Source organism: Vibrio tasmaniensis (genome assembly GCF_024347635.1).
Classification (GTDB): Bacteria; Pseudomonadota; Gammaproteobacteria; order Enterobacterales; family Vibrionaceae; genus Vibrio; species Vibrio tasmaniensis.
This window is the reverse complement of the sequence record NZ_AP025510.1, coordinates 2,271,833-2,297,229: the sequence shown is the minus strand read 5'-3', so window position 1 is coordinate 2,297,229 and position 25,397 is coordinate 2,271,833. Positions and strand designations below refer to the sequence as shown.

Annotated in this window: 11 protein-coding genes; 7 read left to right on the top strand and 4 right to left on the bottom strand. The window is 47.2% G+C overall.

The features are described 5' to 3' along the window. Nucleotides 1–86 precede the first annotated feature (86 nt). The 7 genes from OCV44_RS10295 to rnd all read left to right on the top strand — a co-directional run bounded on the left by OCV44_RS10295 (nt 87) and on the right by rnd (nt 7,734). Nucleotides 87–2,015, top strand: a complete 1,929-nt coding sequence (locus tag OCV44_RS10295; protein WP_017101291.1) for an ATP-dependent DNA helicase — start codon at nt 87–89, stop codon at nt 2,013–2,015. Between the two features lie 59 nt (nt 2,016–2,074). Beyond that, nucleotides 2,075–2,776, top strand: coding sequence for a tRNA (adenosine(37)-N6)-threonylcarbamoyltransferase complex dimerization subunit type 1 TsaB (gene tsaB, locus OCV44_RS10290; protein ID WP_139685498.1), 702 nt, complete (start codon nt 2,075–2,077; stop codon nt 2,774–2,776). Between the two features lie 91 nt (nt 2,777–2,867). Further along, nucleotides 2,868–3,173 (top strand): hypothetical protein, encoded by a 306-nt coding sequence (locus tag OCV44_RS10285; RefSeq protein WP_017074520.1) that lies wholly within the window; start codon nt 2,868–2,870, stop codon nt 3,171–3,173. 39 nt (nt 3,174–3,212) lie between these two features. Beyond that, nucleotides 3,213–3,773: a Slp family lipoprotein gene (locus tag OCV44_RS10280; protein ID WP_009847301.1), complete on the top strand. Its 561-nt coding sequence runs from the start codon at nt 3,213–3,215 to the stop codon at nt 3,771–3,773. A gap of 47 nt (nt 3,774–3,820) precedes the next feature. Further along, complete coding sequence (locus OCV44_RS10275; protein ID WP_139685499.1) at nt 3,821–4,672, top strand: alpha/beta fold hydrolase; 852 nt, start codon at nt 3,821–3,823, stop codon at nt 4,670–4,672. Nucleotides 4,673–4,778: 106 nt separating this feature from the next. Next, nucleotides 4,779–6,473: a long-chain-fatty-acid--CoA ligase FadD gene (fadD, locus tag OCV44_RS10270; RefSeq protein ID WP_009847299.1), complete on the top strand. Its 1,695-nt coding sequence runs from the start codon at nt 4,779–4,781 to the stop codon at nt 6,471–6,473. A gap of 142 nt (nt 6,474–6,615) precedes the next feature. After that, nucleotides 6,616–7,734 (top strand): ribonuclease D, encoded by a 1,119-nt coding sequence (gene rnd, locus OCV44_RS10265; protein ID WP_032500282.1) that lies wholly within the window; start codon nt 6,616–6,618, stop codon nt 7,732–7,734. A gap of 94 nt (nt 7,735–7,828) precedes the next feature. Here the strand turns inward: rnd and pfaD are convergent, their stop codons facing one another. From pfaD to OCV44_RS10245, 4 genes are read right to left on the bottom strand one after another with little or no spacing between them, the layout of a single operon-like run. Then, nucleotides 7,829–9,466, bottom strand: a complete 1,638-nt coding sequence (gene pfaD / locus OCV44_RS10260; RefSeq protein ID WP_139685500.1) for an eicosapentaenoate synthase subunit PfaD — start codon at nt 9,464–9,466, stop codon at nt 7,829–7,831. 30 nt (nt 9,467–9,496) lie between these two features. After that, a complete protein-coding gene (locus OCV44_RS10255; protein ID WP_139685501.1) occupies nt 9,497–15,466 on the bottom strand; it encodes a hotdog fold thioesterase in 5,970 nt (1,989 codons plus the stop codon). Beyond that, nucleotides 15,463–17,520, bottom strand: coding sequence for a PfaB family protein (locus OCV44_RS10250; RefSeq protein WP_139685502.1), 2,058 nt, complete (start codon nt 17,518–17,520; stop codon nt 15,463–15,465). The genes OCV44_RS10255 and OCV44_RS10250 overlap by 4 nt, the downstream gene beginning before the upstream one ends. Then, the gene (locus OCV44_RS10245; RefSeq protein WP_139685503.1) at nt 17,520–25,337 is read right to left on the bottom strand and encodes a type I polyketide synthase; all 7,818 of its coding nucleotides are present in this window, start codon (nt 25,335–25,337) and stop codon (nt 17,520–17,522) included. Before OCV44_RS10245 ends, OCV44_RS10250 begins: the two co-directional genes overlap by 1 nt. Nucleotides 25,338–25,397 lie beyond the last annotated feature (60 nt).

Below are 25,397 nucleotides of genomic sequence, written 5' to 3'. Positions count from 1 at the left end.
ACCTCCGGTGTGAAGTCATTCTTGATTCGCGCCGGCTCACTAAACCTGCCATAATTCGCCTTCTATTTTTCTAAACTTCGTACTCTATGATATCTAAAACGTTTTCTGCTGATGGTGCTTTGGGTAAAGCGATCCCTGGGTTCCAACCTCGACAAGCTCAGCTAGACATGGCTGAAGCGGTTTCACAGGCTATTGAACAACAGAGCCAATTGGTCGTTGAAGCGGGAACGGGGACAGGTAAGACGTTTGCTTATCTAGTGCCAGCGCTGCTGAGTGGTAAGAAAACGATTATCAGTACGGGGTCTAAAAACCTTCAAGAACAGCTGTTTCACCGAGATTTACCATTAATGGTCGATGCGCTTGGCTTTTATGGTCAGGTTGCGTTACTCAAAGGCCGTTCAAACTATTTGTGCTTGGACAGGCTAAGTCGTCAAATGATCGAGAGCCATGGCACTCACACCGATCCAACGCTGTTAGCTCAGTTGGTGAAAGTGCGCAGCTGGTCGTCAGCGACTCAAACTGGCGATTTAGGTGACTGTGATGATATTGCTGAAGATAGCCCGGTCATTCCAACCATTACCTCGACTAACGACAACTGCTTAGGCAAAGAGTGCCCAAGCTACACCGATTGCTTTGTGCTGAAGGCGCGTAAAAAAGCGATGGATTCTGATGTTGTTGTCGTCAACCACCACTTGTTCCTTGCAGATTTAGCGATCAAAGAAACTGGATTTGGTGAGCTGATACCTGAAGCCGATGTGTTTATCTTTGATGAAGCGCACCAACTTCCCGATATCGCCAGCCAATACTTTGGACAATCGGTTTCCAGCCGACAGATCCAAGAGCTAGCCAAAGATATTGAAATCGCTTACCGAACTGAAGCCAAAGACATGCGTCAGCTGCAGAAAGTAGGGGATAGGCTCGTTCAATCGTCAGCCGATCTACGTATCGTGCTTGGCGATACCGGTTTTCGTGGTAACTGGCGTGAAGCCTTGAAATCCGAATCGATTGCACGCGAGTTGGTTCGTTTGCAAGATGCTCTACAACTTGCGGTTGATGTATTGAAATTAGCATTGGGTCGAAGCCAGTTGTTAGACACGGCTTTTGAGCGTGCCACTATGATTAAGTCGCGCATTGAACGTGTATGTGATGTATCGATTACCGGTTATTCCTATTGGTATGACACCACGCCACGACACTTTGCTTTGCACATCACGCCACTCTCAGTCGCCGACAAATTCCATGAGCAGATTGAGCTAAAGCCGGGTGCTTGGGTGTTTACCTCTGCAACTTTGGCGGTGTCGGACGATTTCGACCATTTCACCTCACGGCTTGGGTTAAAACCGTCAGCACAGTTTTCACTGCCAAGTCCGTTTGATTACCCAAATCAGGCGCGTTTGTGTGTGCCTCGCTATCTACCAGAACCGAATAGCCCGGGCTTAGCGGATAAGCTAGTAAGAATGCTGACCCCTGTGATTGAGCAAAACCAAGGTCGCTGTTTCTTCTTATGTACCTCACACAGCATGATGAAAGAATTGGGTGAACGGTTCCGCGAAACGCTCTCGGTTCCTGTTCTGCTGCAAGGTGAGACAAGTAAGCAAAAAACCTTAGCCGAATTCATGGAATTAGGTAACGCATTGCTGGTGGCCACTGGTGCTTTCTGGGAAGGGATAGATGTTAGGGGCGACGCATTAAGCTGTGTTATCATCGACAAATTGCCCTTTACCGCCCCAGACGACCCGTTACTTAAGGCTCGAATCGAGGACTGTAAGCTAAAAGGGGGTGATCCTTTTGCACAAGTACAGTTACCAGACGCAGTGATTACCTTGAAACAAGGTGTTGGCCGATTAATACGCGATAAGCGTGATAATGGTGCTTTGATTATTTGCGATAACCGCTTGGTGACCCGCGATTACGGTGGTGTGTTTTTGGCGAGTTTACCGCCTATCCCACGTACTCGTGACTTAGGGATCATTAAAGAATTCTTAGCTAAAGACCATTCAACCGCTGCTGAGTAATTGGCATTGTTGAGCTTAGCCATTATTTTTAGATTAGATAACGAATATTTGAGACACAAATGAGCGCGAAAATTCTTGCAGTAGATACCGCGACTGAAAACTGTTCAGTTGCATTAGTAATAGGTGACCAGGTGTTCGCACGTAGCGAAGAGGCACCTCGAGACCATACGAAAAAAATTCTACCTATGGTTGATGAAGTACTGAAAGAAGCGAATGTTGCTTTAACCGATATCGACGCGATCGCGTTTGGCCAAGGCCCAGGTAGTTTCACGGGTGTACGTATTGGCATTGGTATTGCTCAAGGCTTAGCTTTTGGTGCTGATTTACCGATGATCGGTGTGTCTACACTGGCAGCGATGGCGCAAGGTAGCTACCGTAAATTTGGCGAGACTCATGTTGCGACAGCGATTGATGCTCGCATGAGTGAAGTTTACTGGGCTCGTTACAGCCGTGAAGACGATGGTCGTTGGGCAGCGGTCGATGCGGAATGTGTCACGCCACCAAGCGAATTGGCTGAACAGCTTGAAGCGGACTCTAATACATGGGCTAAAGTAGGCACAGGTTGGGAAGCATATGCAGAGCACATGGACACACTAGCGATCCACACTAAAGCGTGTGAAGTGCTATTCCCAGAAGCTCAAGACATGGCGTTCCTTGCTCAATTTGCTTATGCTGAAGGCAAAGCGGTTGCAGCTGAAGAGTCTGAGCCGGTTTACCTACGTGATAAAGTGACTTGGAAAAAACTGCCTGGTCGCGAGTAAATTCGTATTACTTGGCTCTGCATTCACTTTGCAGAGCCAAAATTAAAACAGATACACAAATCATTAAAATCAGGTAATAAACTCTTTAAGCATGGTTTCAATCAACGGCTTACCTCCTTCTTCGATAGGCAATACATCTAAAACCAATCGAACCAACAAAAAGAATGAGGTAAAAAAAGGCGATGCAAAGACTTCTGTTGGTCAGCCAACTAAGGTTGCGAATGCTGTCTCGCATTCTATTCGCCAGGTCAAAGAATCTGAGATTCACAAAGCTCAGGTTCAATATGATCTTCCAGAAGGGCGCGGACGACGTGCGATGGAAGAGTATATGGATGTGATGAATCAAGCTAAAAAAGAGGAACTTGCAAAGCTAATTGGGGTCGATATTTATATCTAGCTTTGTGTTTTCATTTATCCTGCTCTAAGGAGCTGCATTATGTATTCTCTCATATCTAAATCTCGCTTATTTTTCCTTGTCGCTTTCTCTACGATGGTGATGGGGTGCTCCTCTTTACCTAAAGAACTTAATGCAAACTCAGAACAGGTGGTAACTGACTACCAAGAGTGGGTAAACACACTACCGGATGCCGGTGATGTTCGTTTGGGTGGCGTGATTGCTAAAGTCACTAATCTGAAAGATAAAACACGTGTGGAAGTGGTGAACTTACCTATCTCAAGTAGTGGCAAGCCTGATATTGATGCAGAACCCAAAGGACGTTTTGTTGGTTACATTGATGGCTATGTTGAACCATTGAGCTTTGCAGAGGGTCGTTTAGTTACTTTAGTTGGCACATCAAATAGCACTGAAGACGGTATGGTTGGTGAATACCCTTACACTTTCCCAGTCATGAATGTCTACAATCAACGTTTATGGCAGATCACTGAAAGAGTGGTCATTAATGACTTTGCGCCAACTTACTATTCTTGCCGCAGTTTACATTGCCGCAGCTTTCAAACAATGCCTAAGTCAGGGCGTGTGATTCAAGATGTGCAATAGTCGAACCTTAACTCGACATACCCAATGACAGGGACACCATATAATCAATGATTGAAAAGTCATATTCTCTTGCGAGCGGGATGCTTGCAACACAGCAAACTGGCAACCCAAAAACGACCGCAACGACGGTCGTTTTTATTCATGGCTGGCTAGATAATTCCGCAAGTTTTACTCAGGTTATGCAGCAAGTCGCCAAGCTAGATCCTAATGCTCACCTTATTGCTATCGATCTCTTCGGGCACGGTTTCTCGTCGCATAAAGCGGGGAGTTACTACCCATTTCACGATTATATTGATGATTTGCACCAGCTAGTGACCAAATTATCGCCAAACAGACTGGTACTGGTAGGACATTCTCTTGGTGCATTGATAGCAAGTTGCTATAGTGCCGCCTTTCCTGAAAAGGTGTCAGGATTAATTCAAATTGAAGGTCACGGACCTCTTTCAGAAGCTCCCCACGAAACAGTCTCTCGTTTGAGGGATGGGGTACTCAGTCGTCTTCGACAGCGAAGAAAGCCTTCACGTCCTCTAGCAAGTCTTGAGGATGCTATTAAGCTGAGAGCTTACGCCAACCAAATCAATGCAGAACTTATTGCTCCTATTGTTGAGCGAGGTATTGCCGAGTTCGAGAACTCTTGGCAATGGCGATGCGACCCTAATCTAAAATGTGACTCGTTATATCGAATGTCACAGGCGCACGCTGAAGCGATTATGGCGGCGATTGAATGCCCTCAATTAATAATCCTAGGGAATGATGGATACCGACATTTGCAGCATAATCGCTACAAATCAGCGCATAGTCCTCTGAATATAGAGACGATTCCTGGCGGACATCATTGTCATTTAGAGAGCCCAGAGCTAGTTTCAGAGCTAATTCTTGGTGTAGTTAACAAAATTTAAACAAGTGTTTGAGCCTTTTAGTGCTCATGCACTAAAGCTGTGCTGTAATACCGCAATGATAAAAAGCGGCGAAGCAGTCGTCAGCTGATAAACGAGGAGTAACATCGTGGATAAACCTTGGCTTTCACGTTATCCAAGTGACGTACCAGAAACGATCAACCCAGATCAGTACCAATCTCTTATTGAAATGTTTGAACAGTCGGTACAGAAGTTCGCCGACCAACCTGCATTCGAGAACATGGGATCGATTATGACATTCCGTAAGCTTGAAGAGCGCAGTCGTGCTTTTGCTGCTTACTTGCAGAATGATCTAAAACTGAAGAAAGGCGATCGTGTCGCGCTTATGATGCCAAACTTGCTGCAATACCCGATTGCACTGTTTGGTGTACTGCGTGCAGGTATGATTGCAGTGAACGTCAACCCACTGTACACACCTCGTGAACTGGAACACCAACTGAATGACTCTGGCGCAAAGGCGATTGTTATCGTTTCTAACTTTGCGAGCACACTAGAGAAAGTTGTTGATAAAACGCCGGTTAAACACGTTGTACTCACTAGCCTTGGGCAAATGCTGCCACGAGCAAAAGGTACGATTGTCGACTTCGTAGTGAAATACGTAAAAGGTATGGTGCCTAAGTACGATCTACCGGGTGCTATTTCATTCAGAAAAGCACTTTACAAAGGCCGTCGTCTTCAATATGTGAAGCCATTTATGGCGGGTGATGACATCGCATTCCTGCAGTACACAGGCGGTACAACAGGTGTAGCGAAGGGCGCAATTCTAACCCACCGCAATATGATTGCGAACGTACTTCAAGCGAAAGGGGCATACAGCCCTGTGCTACAAGAAGGCCGTGAATTGGTGGTAACAGCATTGCCGCTTTACCACGTGTTCGCACTGACAGTGAACTGCTTACTGTTTGTTGAGATGGGTGGCCGTAACCTTCTGATTACTAACCCTCGTGACATTCCTGGCTTTATTAAAGAACTACAAAAAGTTCCGTTTACCGCGATTACTGGCGTAAACACCTTGTTCAATGCGCTAGTGAATAACGAAGATTTCCACGAGTTGGATTTCAGTAACATGCGTCTGTCTGTTGGCGGTGGTATGGCGGTTCAACGCGCTGTTGCTGAGCAATGGAAGAAAGCGACAGGTGTTCACTTACTGGAAGGCTACGGTTTAACCGAGTGTGCACCTCTGGTCACAGGTAACCCATACGATCTTAAAGACTACACAGGCGCAATCGGCCTACCAGTACCATCAACAGAAGTTCGTATTGTTGATGATGAAGGGAAAGTCGTGGGCAATGACCAAGTGGGTGAATTGCAGGTTCGTGGTCCTCAAGTGATGCAAGGCTACTGGCAGCGTCCAGAAGCGACCAAAGAAGTGATCGATCAAGACGGTTGGTTATCGACAGGGGACATCGTTAAGTTTGATGACGAAGGCTTGTTGTACATCGTTGACCGTAAGAAAGACATGATTCTAGTGTCGGGCTTCAACGTTTACCCGAACGAGATTGAAGATGTAGTGGCTCTACACGGCAAAGTGTTAGAAGTTGCGGCTATCGGTCAACCTCATGAAGTGTCAGGTGAGTTGGTTAAGATTTACGTTGTGAAACGTGACCCGAGCCTAACCAAAGAAGACATTATCGCGCACTGTCGTGAACACCTAACAGGTTACAAGATCCCTAAATTGATTGAGTTCCGTGAAGAACTACCAAAAACCAATGTAGGTAAAATCTTGCGCCGAGTGCTTCGTGAAGAAAACGACGCAGAGCTTGCCAAACGCGCAAGCGAGTAGTGCTCGGGTTTGCGAGAAATTAGCCCTCGAAACCATTCAGGCGCTTAATCTAAGCGAGCGCTGAAAAATGGTGTTAGAATGCCGACAGTTAATGTCGGCATTTTTGTATCCGGCGATCAAAGTAAAATCAGTGAGAGTTTTTGTGGATTATCAAATCATTACCCAAGTGAAAGACCTTGAGCGAGTTTGCCAACAAGCACGTGAAGCCGATGTTGTTATGCTTGATACAGAGTTCGTTCGTACAAGAACCTATTACCCTCAATTAGGCTTAATTCAGTTATTTGATGGTGAAACGCTGTCACTGATTGATCCTATTGCTCTTGATGAAATGACCCCGTTTGTTGGGTTATTGAAAGACACTTCAGTACTGAAAGTTTTGCACGCGTGTGGCGAAGATCTAGAAGTGTTCCAGAACGCATTTGGCTGTACGCCAACGCCAATGGTTGATACGCAGATCATGGCAGCCTTCTTAGGTCATGGTCTTTCAACTGGCTTTGCAGCTCTCGTTTCAGAGTTTGTAGGCGTTGACCTAGATAAGAGTGAATCTCGCACCGACTGGCTAGCGCGTCCGCTTTCTCAAAAGCAACTCGACTACGCAGCAGCAGACGTTCACTACTTGATGCCAATGTACAACAAGCTTCTAGAAAAAGTGATGGAAGCGGGCTGGTGGGAAGCGGCACAGCAAGAGTCTGATTTACAAGTGGCTAAGCGCATCCGTAAAGCAAACCCAGATAACGCTTACCTTGATATTAAAGGCGCGTGGCAGCTAAAGCCTCAGCAGCTAGCTATTTTAAGACCGCTAGCAACTTGGCGTTTAAAAGAAGCGATTAAGCGTGACTTAGCGCTGAACTTTGTCTTCAAAGAACAAGACCTATGGGCTGTGGCGCGTTTTGCGATGAAAGACCCTAAGCACATGGAGCAAGAAGGTTTTGATTACCGCTCTGTACGTCGCCATGGCGCTAAAATCAGTTCAATCGTTAAGTTAGCTGAGCATACGCCAGAAGAAGAGTACCCTGCGCCAGTAGAACGTCTAATGGACTACCCAGGTTACAAGCAACTCTTCAAAGTGTTGAAAGATGAAGTGAAAACAGCATCGCAACACAGTGGTTTAGCGACTGAGTTTTTGGCGTCGAAGAAGCAACTTAATCAAGTGTTAAGCTGGATTTGGAAGTACGATCGTAATCCTGAAAAGCTGCCAGATGTTATGCAAGGTTGGCGTTTAGATGTGGTTGGCGAGAAGCTAAATAAAGCGATCAAATAACCAACGACTGCAATGACATTTCGATGATTCAAAGAAAAGCGACCTAATTAAGGTCGCTTTTTTATTTGGTAAAATTTAGCTAGCTACTCGGCACTTAAGCCATTCTTTGCGTCGGCTTCCAGCGTGCTAGTTCCGGATCAAGCTTGATACCTTGTGAGGTCAGCAGGTTAACACGAGCTAAGTACGCAGCACCGTGCATCAGATGCTTAGCAAGATCAACGGCATTACGCTGCTGGTAATCATCTAGATAGCTGTCTTTTGCCCATGCGTTGAATGCGCCAAGTGCAGGACCTGCCCATACTTGGTAATCCATCTCACGGCCTTGTTCACCTGTGTTTGACCAACGACTTGAAAGACCCAAGTACCAACGGAAAATCAACGCCATTTTACGTTTCGGGTTACCTTCAGCACGCTCGATCTGTTTAGGATCGCGCTCGTTAAAGTGAGCCACAGTGCCAGCCCAAATATCATCTAGTGTTGAACGGAATACCTGCTTCTCAAGCTTTAAGCGTTCTTCACCTGGAATCGCTTCAATCGAGTCGTAACGTGTGTATAGCTCATACAGTTTGTTGGCACGCATTGGGAATAAAGTGCCGCGTTTAACCACTTGCAGTTTCACACCCATTTCGAACATGTCTGCTGCCGGAGCCATAGTCACGTCAGCCATTTCAGTTGTTGAAAGCAGCTTACGTGTGTGTTCGCTCGCACCAGCCTCAACACACGCTTGGTTAATAGAGCCAGTAACAATGTATGCCGCGCCCATGTTAAACGTCGCTAGCGCAGCGTCAGGCGTGCCTACACCACCACCACAGCCAACACGCAGTGGTGTTTTGAACTGGTACTGTGCTTGGATTTGCTCTTTCAGCGCTAGAATCGTTGGTAGCAGTGTTACTAGCGGACGGTTATCCGTGTGACCACCAGAGTCAGCTTCTGCAGTAATGTCATCAGCCATAGGAACTAGCTGTGCTAGTTCCATCTGTTCTGCTGTGATTCGACCTTCATCAACTAGAGCTTGCAGCATTTTAGCTGGAGCTGGTTGCATGAACTTACTCGCGACTTCAGTACGGCTTACCTTAGCAATAACCTTGTTGCCAATCTGAATCTCACCTTGTGCATCGCGGCTAAGGCCAGCGGCACGGTAGTGAACGATTTGCGGTGTTAAACCTAAGAATGCTGAAGCCTCAACGGTTTTCACTTTGTGCTTCAAAAATAGTTCAACACTGCCGCGCTCTAGTGCGGGTTCGCTTGGACTGTGAATCAGGTTAAACGCATAAGGGCCGTTTGGCAGTGCTGCTTGAATACGGTTGATCGCTTGTTCAACGCGAGACGGGATTAAGCCCGCTGCGCCAAATGAACAAAGAATGCCTGCTTGACCAAGCGCAATCACCAACTCTTCAGATGAAATGCCGTTTGCCATTGCGCCTGCATAGTAAGCGTATTTCACGCCGTGGCAGCGACGAAAATCTTCGTCGCCTAGGCTTTGTGTACCAAGAGCAGGAGCAAAGGCGCTAACAGGTTGGCTGTTCGCTGAACTTGCTGAATCGCCCGATGTAATCTCTGCTTGTTGGCTAACGCCTAAGCCTTTTTCTGGGTGGTTCACTACGTAACAAGCAAGGCTTAAATCTTTCAAAATTGTCGACATTGCTGCGTTATCAAAGTGAGTTGTGCTCTCTTTAATCTGCCAAGGCCACGGAGATAGCTTTTCGTTATTGATAGTGGTTTGAGTTGTCATAATTATTTCTTTCCTAGTCCCGTATCAGGCTTATGCTTCTTCGATACAAATTGCGATGTCTTTCACTTCGTAAATACGCAGACCATCTTTGCTCAGGTTTGCGTCGCCAACGATGATACGTTTACCGTCTTCGTCTTTAATCGCAGTGATATGTACATCCAGAGACATCTGTTTGTTTAGAGGGTTAATCTGACCACGGTATTTCCACTTCACTTCAGATTGGATTTGACCAAACTTCGGATTGCGGAAGCCAGCACCAAGATCTTTGTTTAGCGCGTAGGTTTGCATCAGCTCGATGATCGCTTCGACACCCAGAGAACCTGGCATTACCGGATCTTGATGGAAGTGGAACTGGAAGAACCAATCGCTTGGGTCAATCGTACGCTCAGCGTATAGGTAACCCAGACCGTCTTTACCACCATCGCTGGTGATCTGCACCGTATCGATAAAGTTCAAGCGACCGCCAGCCAGTTGGTAGTGCTCTTGCACTTCACCAGTAGCAGAAACTGGTGCATTGAAGTAACGAGTCGTTTTGTCTAGTAGGTTGATGTTTACATCCGGCGTGCGGTTGTTATCAACGTGCCAAGGGTGAGTCACTTTACCGTTGTCCAAACCAAGTTGGTCTTTCAGTGCTGCGCCTTTGAAGTAACCAAATACCGCTGTACCTTGGTAGAACGGCACGCCATCGGTGCTCAGTTCAAAGCTGAAGCTCTGTACGATGTTGGTGCCCATCATTACGGTTGAAAGCAGACGAGAATCGTTGGTAATCGTTTTGCCGCGCAAGTCGACGTTACGCAACATTTTACCGCTGCCATCTAGGTTGCGGAAAAACAGTTCTTCACCTGGGAAGCCCAGTGTGGTGCCCATGTAGCCAGAGATAAAGCCGTTTGGCTGCAGTGAAATCTCCATCAGTACCGAGTAAGGCATTAGGGTCTGGTGGCTGTTTTCATCAAAGTACCATGCATTTTCTGGCACTTCGTACTCTGCGATACATGATGAAGGCTTCTTGAAGTCACCACGCTTACCGTCGATCTCAACAACGCGAGTAGTTAGCTGTAGGTCGCCACACGGAGTTCGTGGTGGAATCATTCCACGGTAGATAGAGAAATCAGGGCCGAAACATTTCTCGATATCGCCAGTCGCGAACTCGAACATGTGATAAGGCGTGAATGGTACCGTATCGGGTGTGCGGTTCGGGTAATCAGGAGTCACCGGAGCTTCAACGTGTTGAAGAGGAACCACACCTTTGTTTGGTGCAGTTTCTAGGTCTTCAATTTGAGCCATCAATGGCGCATTCGCTGAAGCTTGTTGGTTCACTGCTGGCGTATGGCCCAAGCTTTTATGGTCCAAGCTTTCGATAACAGGGGGCGCGACAGCTGTTTCTAAAGAAGGCAGGTAACGAGTACATTCGTCGTCTTCTTTGATCATCACACCCAAGTTTTGGAAATCAACAATCACTTTGCCGTTGAGCAAGATATCGATGTTAGCTTTCGCGTATGGGCGAGGGCTTAGACCAATCTCCGTCACTTCCATGCGGTAAGTCAGTTCTGCCGATTGTGGTAGAACTTGACCACGACAGCGTACTTGTTGAGGGGTATTTTCAAGTGGTTGGAAACGACCATTTTGGACAAGCGTGTGCATGCCAAGGTGCATCATGAAGAACTGAAGCAGTTGACCACAACCTTCTGCCATCAAAGAGCCAGCCATTACTGAATCATCTTTGAAGTGACAAGGGAAGTACCAGTGCTCAGGCTCTAGTTGCTTGTGACCTTCAATCAGACCAAGTCCCCATGTGCCACCTTGTGGTTCAACACGGCTAACCTTTTCGATCATCATGAACTTCTCTGAGCTGAAGCATAGAGAAGGCTGGTGGCTATTGGATTGGTGAGTTGGGCCAAAACACTCTGCAATGTTAGCAGTCAGTAGATGACGTAATTCTTGGTGGTTAAACTTCGTTTTAGGGCAATGCAACATAGGGTCGAAGCGTTGCTTAGTTGCAAGCTTACGCGCCTTAATTTCATCTTCAGTGTGAATCACACCTTTGCCATCTGCTAGCTCTTCATCAGTGAAGAAGCCCGCACAGCCGTTATCCATTTTCAGGATCATCTTGTCGCCAACGAAACATTCGTACGAGAAGAAGAACAGCAACGTGTCGCCATTGCGAGCAAAGTTGTTGATTGAGATATCGTAACGCAGCGTATCGCCACCACGAGGCAAGTCACCAAGGAAAGTCAGCGTACAATCAAGCAGGCGATAAACTCGCTCGCCTTTGTTTTCAAAATCGATACCTAAGTAGCTGATCAGCATTAGATCACACTGACCAGATTCAACTGCAACAGCCCAAGGGATCTGACCATCAACAAGATACGGCGCATCAACTGGGATGTCGTATTCGGTGGTCATTGTGCTTGGCTTATACTCGTTAACGGTCGCGTTTAGCTTGGTTACACGAGATACCAGTAGGTAGTCGGTGGTTGGCAAGCGAACGCGGCGCGAGTAGCTATCGATGATTGCGTAATCAGGGCCAAATACATTGGCGATATCGCCTTCGGCGTATTCAACCAGATCATCGTAATCCCAGATACATGGTTTACGGATAGGTTTTACTGGTGCTGGTGTCGCAAGTACGTTGACTGGTGTTGACTGAACCTGAGCCAGCTGAGCTTGAACAGGCTGAGCTAATGTTTGCTGACCAATCGTTTGTTGACCATTCGTTTGTTGAGAAAGGGCATTGCTATCTAAACCAGATGTCACTGCGTTTAGCTGTGCTTTTAATAGCGCATTAGCCATTTGCATGCCTTGGGCGCGAGTGTGCAGGAATGCTTTGTGTACTTGCTGCGCTGCTTGTTGGTTTTGAGCAAAAGCTTGGTTTTGGCTTAGATTTTGCGGCTGCTGTGAAGCTGCGTCGATTTGAGACGCGCCATTTTTAGCGGATAGGACATGAGTCATATTGCTGTGGTTACCTGTTAGCTGACTGTGGCGAGTTGGCGCCAGAGTAGGGGATACTGATGTAGGAGTTTCGATGACTGGCTCTATCGCGTTTTGCGCTAATGCATTCTTCTCTAACTCTTTTTGTGCAAGGGCTGCTTGAATGCTTGCTGTTGTTGGAACCGACGCCACTCTTGCTGCTTGTTTACCAGAAGCTTTCTGTTGAATCGTTGCCAAGTTGGTCACTGGGGTTTGGGCAATATGTTGATAGATATCACGACCACCAAGAGTCACTTGCTTAACTAATTGACGTTTAGCATCGCTCGCCAGTTCATTGCTTAAACGAACGGAAAGTGATTGAGATTCAACACTCGATTGGCTTAGTAGCAGCTGTGAACATTGTCCTTCGCTGATGTTGGCAACAATCGCGCTCTTAGAACTGACATTCGGATTCAGAGGTGCAAGGTTCAGGTTGAGCAGGCCGTGTAGCAGGCTTGCCATGCCAGAAGCTGCAGAGCAATGACCAACACGTTGACTCGCTTGAGTCGTCCTTGTGCTCGCTAAATTTAGAGACGAAGATTGATATGATGAAGACTGATGTAATGAAGATTCAGGTGCATGGTTAAGCTCAAGCAGAGAAACATCGTTCGAGCTCATACCGACTTGAGTCAGTAACTCATCAACAACGGCGTTGTTATTCTCGCTTGAACCAAAAGCTAAGGCGTTGATGCTGCCGTAAGCCGCATCTTGGTTGCTCGCTACTTGGTTTTCTTCAACAAGAACAATCGCACCTGCACCTTCACCGACATTCCAACTGCCATCTTGCAGCTGTCCGAATTTTGGAGCTAGCGTCACTGGGCTTACGCTGTTCTTCAGAATCACATGTTCTGCACTGCCGCTTAGGTCGACGGCTGCAATCACAACGGCATCCATCGATTCTTGTGACATCAAGTTTTGTGCAACATCAATACAACGAGCAACTGACTGTTCAGCGGCTGAAATCGTAAAGGCAGGGCCGTTAAAGTCCCACAATGAAGAGATACGCGAAGCCATGATATTGCCGATGAAACTGGTGTATTGGTTCAGCTTGGCTGCGTCCATCACACTGTCCATCGCGATGGTTTCTAGCGCTTGGTATTCGTCTTGAGTCAGTTCGATACCCATGTTGGCAAAGCTGTCAGCTAATTGGCTATGCAGGTTTACGCGTCCACGGAATTGGTGCATCTCAAGCTCTGTTTCCATCGCAACTAAAACCGCAACCTTTTGGCCTGCAACAAGCTTGGCATCTTTGATGGCTTCGTCTGCGACTTTCATCAGTAGCAACTGCTGAGAGATCAAACGGTCATCTTCATTTGGCGGCACTTTGAAGCGAAGGAAGTCTAGATCGAATTGATCGATGTACGCGCCATTTGGAATGCCGTGTAAACCAAACTGATTCAGTAGTTCTGGATGTTGGTCTAAGCCTTTCCAGCGTTTCTTAGGCAAAGCAATGAAAGCATCGTTGTTGGTTTCAATCGCAGTGCTTAGCGCATTGATGCTTTGCAGAGAACCGAAATGAGATGCGAGACCAGTAATGCTTAAATTCGACGGTTGTAGGCTTGGAGAAGCCGATTCTAGAGTCTGGTTTACATGACTCGTGTCTGAATACGCTTCAAGCAGTAAGTGAGCGTTACAACCACCGAAACCAAAGACAGAAACACCCGCGCAGCGCTCTGGGTTGCCCGCTTTACTTGGCCAAGGTTGAACCTGCGTTGGCAGAGTCTGTGAGCCAAATAAACCTTCTGGCGACGATAGTGGCTTGTCTAAGTTAATACTTGGCGGCAGCACGCCTTCTTTCATCGCGAAGATCATCTTCATGATCCCTGGCATACCTGCTGCAGTCAGCAAGTGTCCGAGGTTTGACTTCGCAGAGCCAATTAATGGCGGGTTAGAACCATTCAATTTGTCAGCAAAGAAACGCTCCATTGAGGTTAACTCAACCTTGTCACCTAATGGTGTGCCGGTTGCGTGACACTCAATTACTTCGATGCTGTTTGGTGATAAGTTCGAAGCCTCGTAAGCGCGTTCAAAGGCTTGTACTTGTCCTTTGCTATTTGGGCTTAATACGAACTGGCCTCTGCCATCGTTTGACAAGCCAATACCGCTGACGACTGCGTAAATATTGTCGCCATCACGCTCTGCATCAGCTAAGCGTTTTAGGACTAAAACACCCGCACCTTCGCCAGCAAACAGACCTTTACTATTGCTATCAAACGGAACCGACACACCGTGATCAGGGTAAGCGTGGAAGATGGAAAAACCCATGTTGATAAAGAATGGGTCAGCACCGGATACCGCACCTGCCAACATCATGTCGGCTTTACCTGTGTTCAAGTAATCACACGCTAACTTCAATGAATACACAGAGCTTGCACATGCGGCATCTAGACTCAGTTGTACGTTACCTAAACCCAATGCATCAGCCACTAACTTAGAGGCATTGTGTGCCGCTGCACCATTGATAGGATTGAGGTCTTGCGCGGTTTCATTGGTTGGTAGCAGTGAAAACTGGTCATTAGCCAATTTATCTTTAAGTGCCTTTTCGACCACCGAGTGATACATCGGCAAAAACAAGTCGTTTGAACGGGTGGTTGGGAACGAAAGGGCACCCATGATCACGCCTGTGCGCTCTAAAACATCGGCATTTAAATCAATGCCAGCGTCGACTAACGCCTTACGGCTGGTGTCCAAAGCCCATAGAAAACTTTGGTCAACACCGTTGAACGACTCTGCTGTTAAGCGGTAGCCATTGCTATCGAAATTGAAATTTTCGATGTAGCCGCCTTTGTCACAGTAAAAGCGGTCTGATTCGCCTTGCACGCCCTGATAGCTTTCAGGTTTAGCACCTAACTTTTCAGCGCTTAATGTGGTTCGAGAATCTTTTTTATCTAGCAAGTTTTGCCAAAAGTCTTTTGGCGTATCCGCTTCTGGATATTGGTTTGCAATACCGACAATCGCGATCTTATTGCACTTCACTGGCTGTTTGTTCTGAGCCTGATATTTATATTGAGATGGTTTCGATTGAGAACTCATACTAGCTCTCCTTGATGATTCACTGTGTTGTCTTGAGACACACCACTTAATTGCTTAGCGGTGGTGAACTGTTGTTCTAGCCCTTGAATAAGGGGCTCGACAGACAGTGGAATTTGATGAGTAATGAGCTGACCAATGCATTTGATGAACGTGACAATATCGTCACCGCCTTTGGCATTGGAAGCGATTGTGCAGTATTGGTCGGCTACGTTGTCGCTACGATTGATCTTGTCGATCAATGTGCTGGTTTGACGATCGGCACCTACTTCTATAAACAGACGAGCACCTTGTTGACGCGCACTCTGGATCAACGCGGTGAAATCCAGCGTTGAACAGAAAGTGTCGGCAATCGAAAGGGCGATACTATCGCTGTCGATATTGATTGGTGCGCCAGTCGGTAGACCTGCTGCGCTGATAAAGCGGATATGCTTTGGCAACTCGTCGAACAGTGGTTGAGTGTAAAACTCCTGCACTTGGCTATGCTGGCTCAACGCTGGCGTGGTGTGCATTGCAGTAACACGGTTAGCGGCAATGCCACGTTTACCCAGTTTCTTGAGCAGAGCACGACAGGTGCTTTCACAGCCTGCCAGTACGCAAGTATCACCTTGGATGATAGCGAGATAAGCGCGCGGAAACTCTGGTAACAGAGCCTCAATCGCTTGCGCATCACTGCGAACCACAAAGCTATTCCATTGGATGCCTTCGTCGCCGTTCAGCCGCCAATCTTGACGCACGGCTGTGAGTTCACCAGAAATAGCCGTGGTGAAAATAGGGCTAGTTTGAGTCATCTCGATTAGCGCATGTGGGTTTTTCCAAACATTTAAGCTCGCCCACATGGAAGCTTCACCCTTGGAGTAGCCCAAGGCGAAATCTGGCTGCACTTTGAATTCATCACACAGCAGTTGTGTTAACAGATAACTACTGCCCACACCTGCAATTGCCAGCTCACTGAGTGACATTTCTTGCGAGTCTTCAGCGTAGGTTTTTTCAGCCTGCAGCATCTCTTTCAAGTTACCTTCGCGTTCTAAGCGAGCGAATAACTGTGGGAAATGGTGGTGAAACTCGCGCAACATACCGGGATAAACCGTGCCAACACCAGGGTAAACAAATGCAACGCCACCTTTGCTTTGAGGCATAGGTGAGAAACAACTGCCCGCTGGCGTTTTGTATTGGCTATTGTCAGCCATTACTTTTGGCAACGCATTTTCTATCGCTGTGATCTCTTGTATTGCAGCCTCAATTGAAGCGGCTTGAATCACGATATTCGCGCCAAGGTCAACATTGTGTTGAATGCTTTGGAAGTGACTTAGGTTTGAATGCATCAGGGTGGCGATAGCAAGTTCGCTGTCCGCCGAATCGTTAACGCATTTGAGCTCAGCTCTTAGTGAGGTCAACTGAGAAACCAATTCAGCTTTGTCATTGCCAGAAACCACAAACATCAAACGTTCGCTCGATAGCAAGGGCTTTGGTTCTTGCAAACCGGTTGCTTGAGTCAGTATCAGGCTGGTGGTGTTTCGGCTATCGTCATTGAAGGTCAATGAAGCAACACGTGCTTTGTTCGGCTCAGTGAACCAGTAATGGTTAGGTAATGAATGGCTCGGCAATGAACGGCTCGATATCGCATTAACCATATTCAACAACTCATTAAACTGCTGCGAAGCAGATAGGGTTGAGTATTGTTGTTGATGGCTTAAATCTGAAGCGGGGCGGCGTGACATTTCTAGAGCAAGCTGAACGCTATCTCCATTATCTAGATCGAGAGTTTCGGCAAGGCCCGCTAAATTCGCGTGTGGGTGAATCTTATTCTGAGCAGCATTCAGCGCACTTAGCATCAACAATGATGGTGAGTGAGAATCCAAACAGAGTTTAACAGCAGTACCTTGATTTACAGTCTCAATCGCACGGCAAAGTGCTTGATTAAAATTGCCATCAACCACAACAGTTATCATGTCTGGGAACGAGAGGAATAAGTCGGCAGAAAGCTCAGCCGCGTTTGCTGGCTGAGCTAAAAGAGCGATGCGCAATGGCATCGCTTTATTCGTAGGAACAGTCACTATGACAATTGCTCCTTTTCTGGGTTCTTAGTCGCCTCTTTCTTCGATACTGCTGAGCTAGACTTCGGCAAAAATGCGTCATTTAAGCTCTTGCTGATGGTGACTTTGGCACCTTTCATTACTGCGCTTAAACGACCATCTTGGTGGTAAAGCGAGATATCAGCTTGCAGCGAACGAGCCGTGCTTTTTATCACGCTCAGCTCTAGCCAACCTTGGTCACCATCGTGCATCGGTGCGTAACAAATAAACTCACCGATTGCAGACGGTAGGCTTGCCGCGCCGTATTTCAATCGAGCCCATACCAACATGGCTTGCAACAGATAATCTTCAGCAAATGGCTGGCTATCGCCAAAGCCTTGCTTAGGAATAAATGCTCCGCAGTCGCTGTTTTCAATCTGAGGCAACTGGCATTGAGCCAATAAACCTAAGTCGTCAAAGCGTTCGACTGAGGTAATACCTTGCAATCTTGGTCCATGAAACAGAGTGCCGTCACTGTATAGAGCTTGTGCCGTTGTTACAGGTGCTGAAGTGTTGGCCTCAAAGCGTTTTACTGACGCTTGTTGAACATCTTCAGACACTTGCACAGAGGCAACTTGCAACTGAGCTTGATACTGTGGTCGCCCTTGGCAACTGATCACCGCTTTTAGCTGATCTTTTGATTTAGCATCAGAAGAAAGAACTAGTTTCAGCTCTTGCACTTCATCGGTATCAAAAATCACACCTTTCAGCAGTTTGTAGTTGTGAACGCTAACGTTCACACCTAACAGTTGCTCTGCGACTTCACGCATCCATTGGATGGCACACACTGTCGGTAACACTGGGTTACCGGCAATGCAGTGATCTTGAATGAAAGGCAAAGCCTTAGGATCAAGATGACGTGTCACAGTGATGCTTGTATTCAGCGGACTCTTTGCAAGATGCACAGACTCCGCATTAAGCTTTTTTACAGCAGCTTCCTTGTTGTCAGAACCTTGCATGCTCGTACCAACCAGCAGTTGAATGCCAGTTTCGTTCAGTAGTTGAGAACTAAACAGCTCTGCACCTGCCTGAAGAGGAATTACGTACACGCCGCGCTCTGTGAACATACGTTTCAGTGCTGCGTTGACCATGCCACCGTCCCACGGTCCCCAGTTGAAGCTCATCACTTTCGCTTGAGGGTTGCGAGCAGATAATTGTAGAGCCGCTTTGTTTAGGATCTCGTTAGACATCGAGTAATCGCTTTGGCCTGTGTTTCCGTAGAAACCCGCCGCCGAAGAGAACATCGCAATCAGTTTTAGCTTGCTGCTATCAAGACCACCAAGAACCGCTTCTAGTCCGCCCACTTTCGTGCCGTAAACCATGTTCAGTTCATCAAGTGTTTTGTCTTGAATGTGTTTGTCAGCCAGTACACCAGCGCCGTGGATAAGACCTGTGATGCCTTCGAAATTCGCCAGCGTTTTCGCTACTGACTCATGGTTCGATACATCTAGACTTAGGTATTCAGCGCTCGCGCCAATCTCGTTGAAAGCGGCAAGTGCTGCGTTGATTTCAAGGCTGCTCAATACCGGTTTTAGCAAGGTATCAACTTTCTTAGGCGTTGGTTTGTCACCTGTTGCTTGTAGGTGAGCGATAGCCGCTGGTTTTAGTTCTTTCTCTTGCTTACCTTGTGCCCACTGAGGTAGCTCAGCTGAAGTAATATGCTTACTACGACCTGCAAGAATGAAATGAGATTTACATTGCTTAGCAAGCGTCAGTGCACATTCAAACGTCACGCCTTTAGCGCCACCAGTTACGAGAACTTTGTCGCTCTTGGTGAGTTGAGCGCCTGTGTTTTTAGTTTGTGCAGCGCCTGGTGTTGTCGCAATCAGTGTTGCACGACCAGATTCACCGTTTTTTGCATGGCTAAGGCCGATTTCAACCGTGTTGGTATCGATATCGAACAGTTCACCAGTGATAGCTTCAGCTAGGTGACGAGCATCAATCGAAGCGTCAGCATCCAATGCACGGCAGAACACGTTTGACCATTCATGGCTCAGTGTCTTAGTTAGACCAGACAACGCGGCTTGGTTAAGTTCTGCATTCGCTAGTTGCTTAGTATCTAGGTAACCAAAGCCACCATCGATACGGCTTAGCGTGAAGAACACGCTGCGACCAGAAACTGCATTCAGTTGGCCATTTAGGTGCTTGGCGAATAAGAACGCTGTGGTTAGCGAAGCTCTTGAATCTGCATTCAAGTTAACCGCTTGCTCGTTGCTTTGTTTAGCATCAACGATAGCTTGTAAATGAATGAAGCCAGCAATCACTTTGTTCGACGTTTTAAGGTCTGCTTCGATGTCGTTAATAACTGCAGTCACACCAGCATCATCGACGCTGTTGAGTGTGTAGCTTGCGATTTCACTGTTTAAAGGTGACGCGGCAGAAAGGGCACTACGCACTACGGCAACTTGAATGCCGTTAGCGGTCAACTTTTCTGCTAGAACACCAGCGTTGTGACCATCATCTGTGATCACGACACAAGCGTCTTTTGAGAAACAATCGACGAGTTTATCTGCCGCTGGTAGCTTTTTTAGCGCTACCTCATTGTGTGGAGGAAGTTCCGCTGTCGCTGTTTCTGCGATAGGCGTTACTGATTCAGCTTTTGGAGTCGCTACGGGTGCAGCAGCAGATAGCTTGCTTTGCATGTAGGTAACGATTTCACCAAGCGTACGACACTCAGCTAAGTCTTCAGGGTTTAGTTCTGGCAGCGTTGGTAGCTGGTCTTGAACCGTACCCAAGATTTCAACGCGTTTAATCGAATCAATACCAAGGTCTGCTTCCATGTCCATCGCTAGGTCGAGCATTTCTGCTGGGTAACCTGTTTTGTCGGCAACCACTTCCATCATTGTTGATTGAACATGAGCAGGGTTTAGGTCGTTGCTCGTGCTTTCTACAGCAGGAGCTACTGTCGTTGCTTCCGAACTAGGAGCTAACTTGCTATTCATGTAGTCAACGATTTCGCCAAGAGTACGACACTCAGCCAAGTCTTCAGGGTTCAGCTCTGGCAATGTTGGTAGCTGGTCTTGAACCGTACCAAGGATCTCAACACGTTTGATTGAGTCGATGCCAAGGTCAGCTTCCATGTCCATTGCTAGGTCTAGCATTTCTGTTGGGTAGCCCGTTTTATCAGCCACTACGCTCAGCATTGTGCTTTGAACTTGTTCTGCGTTTAAACCGTTTGATACTACTTGCACTGGTGCTGATACTTGAGCCGCTACTGGAGCAGAAGCAGGAAGCTTACTGTTCATGTAGTCAACAATTTCACCTAGAGTACGACACTCTGCGAGATCTTCAGGGTTTAGTTCTGGAAGAGTCGGTAGTTCATCTTGAACCGTACCAAGAATCTCAACACGCTTGATTGAATCGATACCAAGGTCAGCTTCCATATCCATTGCTAGGTCTAGCATTTCAGTCGGGTAGCCCGTTTTCTCTGCGACTACTTCTAACATGGTTTTTTGAACGACAGCCGCATCTAGACCATTGCTAGCTGTTGCCGGAGCAACTACTGGTGCTTGTGAAGACACGGGAGCAGAAGCTGGAAGCTTGCTGTTCATGTAGTTAACGATTTCGCCAAGAGTGCGACACTCAGCTAAATCTTCAGGGTTTAGCTCTGGAAGAGTAGGCAGTTCATCTTGAACCGTACCAAGAATCTCAACACGCTTGATTGAATCGATACCAAGGTCTGCTTCCATATCCATTTCTAGATCAAGCATTTCCGTTGGGTAACCTGTCTTCTCAGCAACCACTTCTAGCATGGTTTGTTGAACGACTTTCGCATCAAGACCATTAGATGCTTGAACAGGAGCGGTTGCGCTTGGCTGTGCTGCAACAGGCGCTGATGCTGGCATCTTGCTGTTCATGCTTTTACTGTTCATGTAGCCGACGATTTCGCCAAGAGTACGACACTCAGCTAAATCTTCAGGGTTCAGCTCAGGTAGGTTTGGCATTTCGTCTTGAACGGTACCAAGAATCTCTACGCGTTTGATTGAGTCGATACCAAGGTCTGCTTCCATGTCCATTTCTAGATCAAGCATTTCCGTTGGGTAACCCGTTTTCTCAGCGACCACTTCTAGCATAACTTTTTCAGCATCTGCTGATTGTACTGCTACTGGTGCAGCTACAGGAGCTGGTTGTGCTTTAACTGGTACAGGTTGGGCTGCAACAGGCGCTGCTGCTTGAGCGGCTACTTGTGGTGCAGGAACGGCTTTCTGTACTGGAGCTTTCTGAGCTACCACATTTTGAACAGGTGTTGCTTGTACTTGAGCTACAGGCTGTTGGACGATAGCTGTTGGAGTAGCTGGAGCTTGAATCGCTGGCTGAGCATTTACAGAAGCAACGAAGGTTGGTTGTACTGTTTCGACTGAACCTTGCGTCAGCATGTTAAGTGCTGAGTTGTTGCTGTGCGCTTGCATTTCTAGGTAATGAGCGTGAGCTTTTAGCGTTTCAGCTTGGTGCTGGTGGAACATTTCCATAGAACGCTGTAGGTTCTCAGGAATTGCTACGCCTGCCGTTGCCATTTTCGCTTGCTCAGACATTAGGGTGTTGAACGTGTCACCGTATTGCTGAGGAATCGCAAGGAACTGCTGATGTACTTCTGCTGCTTGTTGTTGAGCACTGAAGAATGATTGCAGTGAAGACTCATCAACCGTTACTGAAGCTGCTGGCTGAATAGTCGCTGGTGCAGGTTGTGCTACTTGAGGCTGCTGAGTTGCTGTTGCTACTTGTACACTTGGTGCTGCAACTGATTGTTGTACATTTGAAGCTTGAGGAGCAGCGACAGGTACTTCAACGATTTCTGTTTTAATCACTTCTTTTTCCACGATTTTCTCGACTTCAACTTTCACTTCAACAATCTCAGTCTTTTCGGTGACGTTGCCCGAAGCCAATGATTGATCCATTTTCTTACGAGTAGCAGGGCTGATGTAGTTGGTTGCATTCAGCTTGATGTTCATTGGTGATGCCTTTGCAGGTTCAGCAATGTCAGCTTGGTAAGGGTCAATGTTGTCTAATGAAACACCTGCCACGCACAGTTGAACCGCAGCTAAGCGAAGCTGTTGGTCACTGTCGCCTTTAGGGCTTGGGTTGATGCTGATTGCGTAAAGCTCTTCGTTCTTATCAGCCAATGTTTTCTCAACCAGCTTTTGAAGAATGTTCTTAGGACCGAACTCAACGAATACGCGCGCGCCTGCTTCATACATCGCTTCAATTTGCTCACTGAAACGAACCGATTGCAGCATGTGTTGCTTGAATGCTTTCTTGATCGCTTTCGCGTCTTTGCTGTGCAGTTTGCCCGTTGCGTTTGAGTAAAGCGGCAGCGTTGGAGCGCTGAATGAAGCTTTATCAATTGCAGAAGCAAATGGTTTTTGAGCGTGAGCAACAAGCGGTGTGTGGAAAGCACCAGATACTGGCAGAGCAATTGCTTTGAAGCCTTGTTCAGTTAGCGCTTGTGCTGCTTGTTGAACCGTCGCAGTTGGACCCGCAATAACCAGTTGAGCCGGAGCGTTGTAGTTGGCAATACTCACGCCTTCAAATTGGCTGATGCAGCTTTCAACGGCTGGAAGTTTGTCTGCGTCTAGGATGACCGCAAACATAGTACCGCTGTCACCTTGTTCAGGTGTCGCTGCCATCGCATTGCCACGAGCGAAAGCTAGTTGGTAGTAATCGTCTTGCGAGATAACACCCGATGCACATAGTGCACTTAGCTCACCAAAGCTGTGGCCTCCGACCATGTCGGCTTTGAAGCCAGCTTGAGTCATGATGTCGAACTGACCCATAGACACAGTACCAATCGCACTTTGCGCATTGGCCGTGTTGGTTAACACAGCTTCTTGCGCTTTGGTTGCTTCTGGTGTGAAGGTTGGAATTGGGAACAGAATTTGCGACAGAGCTGTTTTCTTGTGCTGACCAAATACTTGATCCGCTTGAGCAAGCTGTTGACGCATTTCAGGGTAATGACATGCAAGCTCGCGACCCATGTTTAGGTATTGCGAACCTTGACCTGCAAATAGCGCTGCCACTTTGCCTGCGCCGTTTTCAGCAATCAGTGCCGACTCACGGTAGCTAGTACCGTTTGGCATCTGCCAATGTGTTTTGGTTTGGCTCTCAAGCATAGAAACCGCTTGAGTCAGTTGCGCTTGAAGGTCTGCTTGGTCAGTCACGACTAAACCAATACGAGCATGCTTAGCGTCAATTTCGCGTAGAGCGTGTTGCTCAGCAAGCGCTTCCAGTTTGAACGCAGCATCGGCAGCTTGAGTTGAAACCTGCTTGAGTTCATTGATCAGTGCTTGACGAGATTCTGCGCTGAATAACAGAGTTTGCGGCACTTGGCGCTGACGGTATTTGTCACCGCGAGCGTGCTCTGGCGTGTACTCTTCCAATACAACGTGGAAGTTAGTGCCACCAAAACCGAATGAGCTGATACCTGCACGGCGCGGTGTGCCGTCGACACGTTTCATCCAAGGACGCGTTTGCGTGTTTAGGTAGAACGGTGAGTTCTCGATATCCAACTTAGGATTCGGAGCCGATACGTTAATCGTTGGCGGCAGTACTTTGTGGTGTAGTGCTAAAGCAGCTTTGATTAAACCTGCAGTACCCGCGGTTGATTTTGTGTGACCAATTTGAGATTTCACAGAGCCTAACGCAATGTGTTGCTTCTCTTCGTTGTTCTCACTGAATACCGAGTTTAAGCCACCAAATTCAGCCACATCACCCGCTGCAGTACCTGTACCGTGCGCTTCTAAAAGGCCAAGTGTGTGCGGTGCGAAACCAGCATCATCGTAAGCACGTTTCAGAGCTTTAGCTTGTCCTTCAGGGCGAGGCGCGTAAATACTCTTGAACTTACCATCCGAAGAAGAACCGACACCTTTAATCACTGAATAGATTCTGTCGCCATCGCGCTCAGCATCTTCAAGACGCTTAAGAGCAACCATGCCGATGCCTTCACCAATCATCATCCCTTTTGAATCGATATCGAAAGGTTGAATGGTTTCATTAGTAGTGAATGCTGGAGTTTTAGAGAAGCTCATGTACATGGTTGGTGAGTTATCAGTACACACACCACCTGTGATCATCATTTCACTGCGGCCTTCAACCAGCTCACTTAGAGCCATACGCATTGCGGCTAGAGAGCCTGCACACGCTGCATCTACTACACAGTTGATGCCACCAAGGTCAAAGCGGTTAGCAATACGACCTGAAATTACGTTACCTAATGAACCAGGGAATGAGTTCTCTTCCCAATGGATGTATTGGTCTTGGAATTTTTTGATCAGCATTTCGCTGTCGTCGTCGCTGATACCACTGCTCTTGAAGACTTTTTTCAAAACAGGGTATTGAAGACGAGCATTTAGGCTTTGAGCGATCTTCTGACCACCACCCACACCGAGTGTGATACCGATCTTATCGCGATCGTAGCCTTCAGGAAGTTTCGCATCTTCAAGTACTTCTTTTGCCACGATCAAAGAAAGCAGCTGTGAAGTGTCTGTCAGTTCTAGGATATTTGGCGGAAGACCGAACTCCATTGGGTTGAAGTCTACTTCTGGGATGAAACCACCGCGCTTACAGTAAGACTTGTCTGGCGTAGTACGATCTGAATCGTAGTAATCTTCTGGACGCCAGTGCGTATCTGGTACTTCGGTAATTGCATCGATCTTTTCGCTGATAAGATCCCAAAATTTATTCAGGTAACGAGAGTTCGCAAACATGCTTGCCATACCAACGATAGCAATAGGCATGTCTTTAAGACGTTTATTAAGTCGAGTGTCGTCGACTGATTCCGGTGTATTTTTTTCGGGTTGGCTCATTGTGAGTCTCCACTTGAAATCACTGAGGGCGATGTCGTGTTTTGAGGCTGCGCTTTTAAT

Bases quoted from the DNA above. Each gene is read 5' to 3' on its own strand.
- OCV44_RS10295 (WP_017101291.1), top strand. From the start codon at position 87: ATGATATCTAAAACGTTTTCTGCTGATGGTGCTTTGGGTAAAGCGATC.
- tsaB (WP_139685498.1), top strand. From the start codon at position 2,075: ATGAGCGCGAAAATTCTTGCAGTAGATACCGCGACTGAAAACTGTTCA.
- OCV44_RS10275 (WP_139685499.1), top strand. From the start codon at position 3,821: ATGATTGAAAAGTCATATTCTCTTGCGAGCGGGATGCTTGCAACACAG.
- OCV44_RS10285 (WP_017074520.1), top strand. From the start codon at position 2,868: ATGGTTTCAATCAACGGCTTACCTCCTTCTTCGATAGGCAATACATCT.
- OCV44_RS10255 (WP_139685501.1), bottom strand. From the start codon at position 15,466: ATGAGTTCTCAATCGAAACCATCTCAATATAAATATCAGGCTCAGAAC.
- pfaD (WP_139685500.1), bottom strand. From the start codon at position 9,466: ATGACAACTCAAACCACTATCAATAACGAAAAGCTATCTCCGTGGCCT.
- OCV44_RS10280 (WP_009847301.1), top strand. From the start codon at position 3,213: ATGTATTCTCTCATATCTAAATCTCGCTTATTTTTCCTTGTCGCTTTC.
- OCV44_RS10245 (WP_139685503.1), bottom strand. From the start codon at position 25,337: ATGAGCCAACCCGAAAAAAATACACCGGAATCAGTCGACGACACTCGA.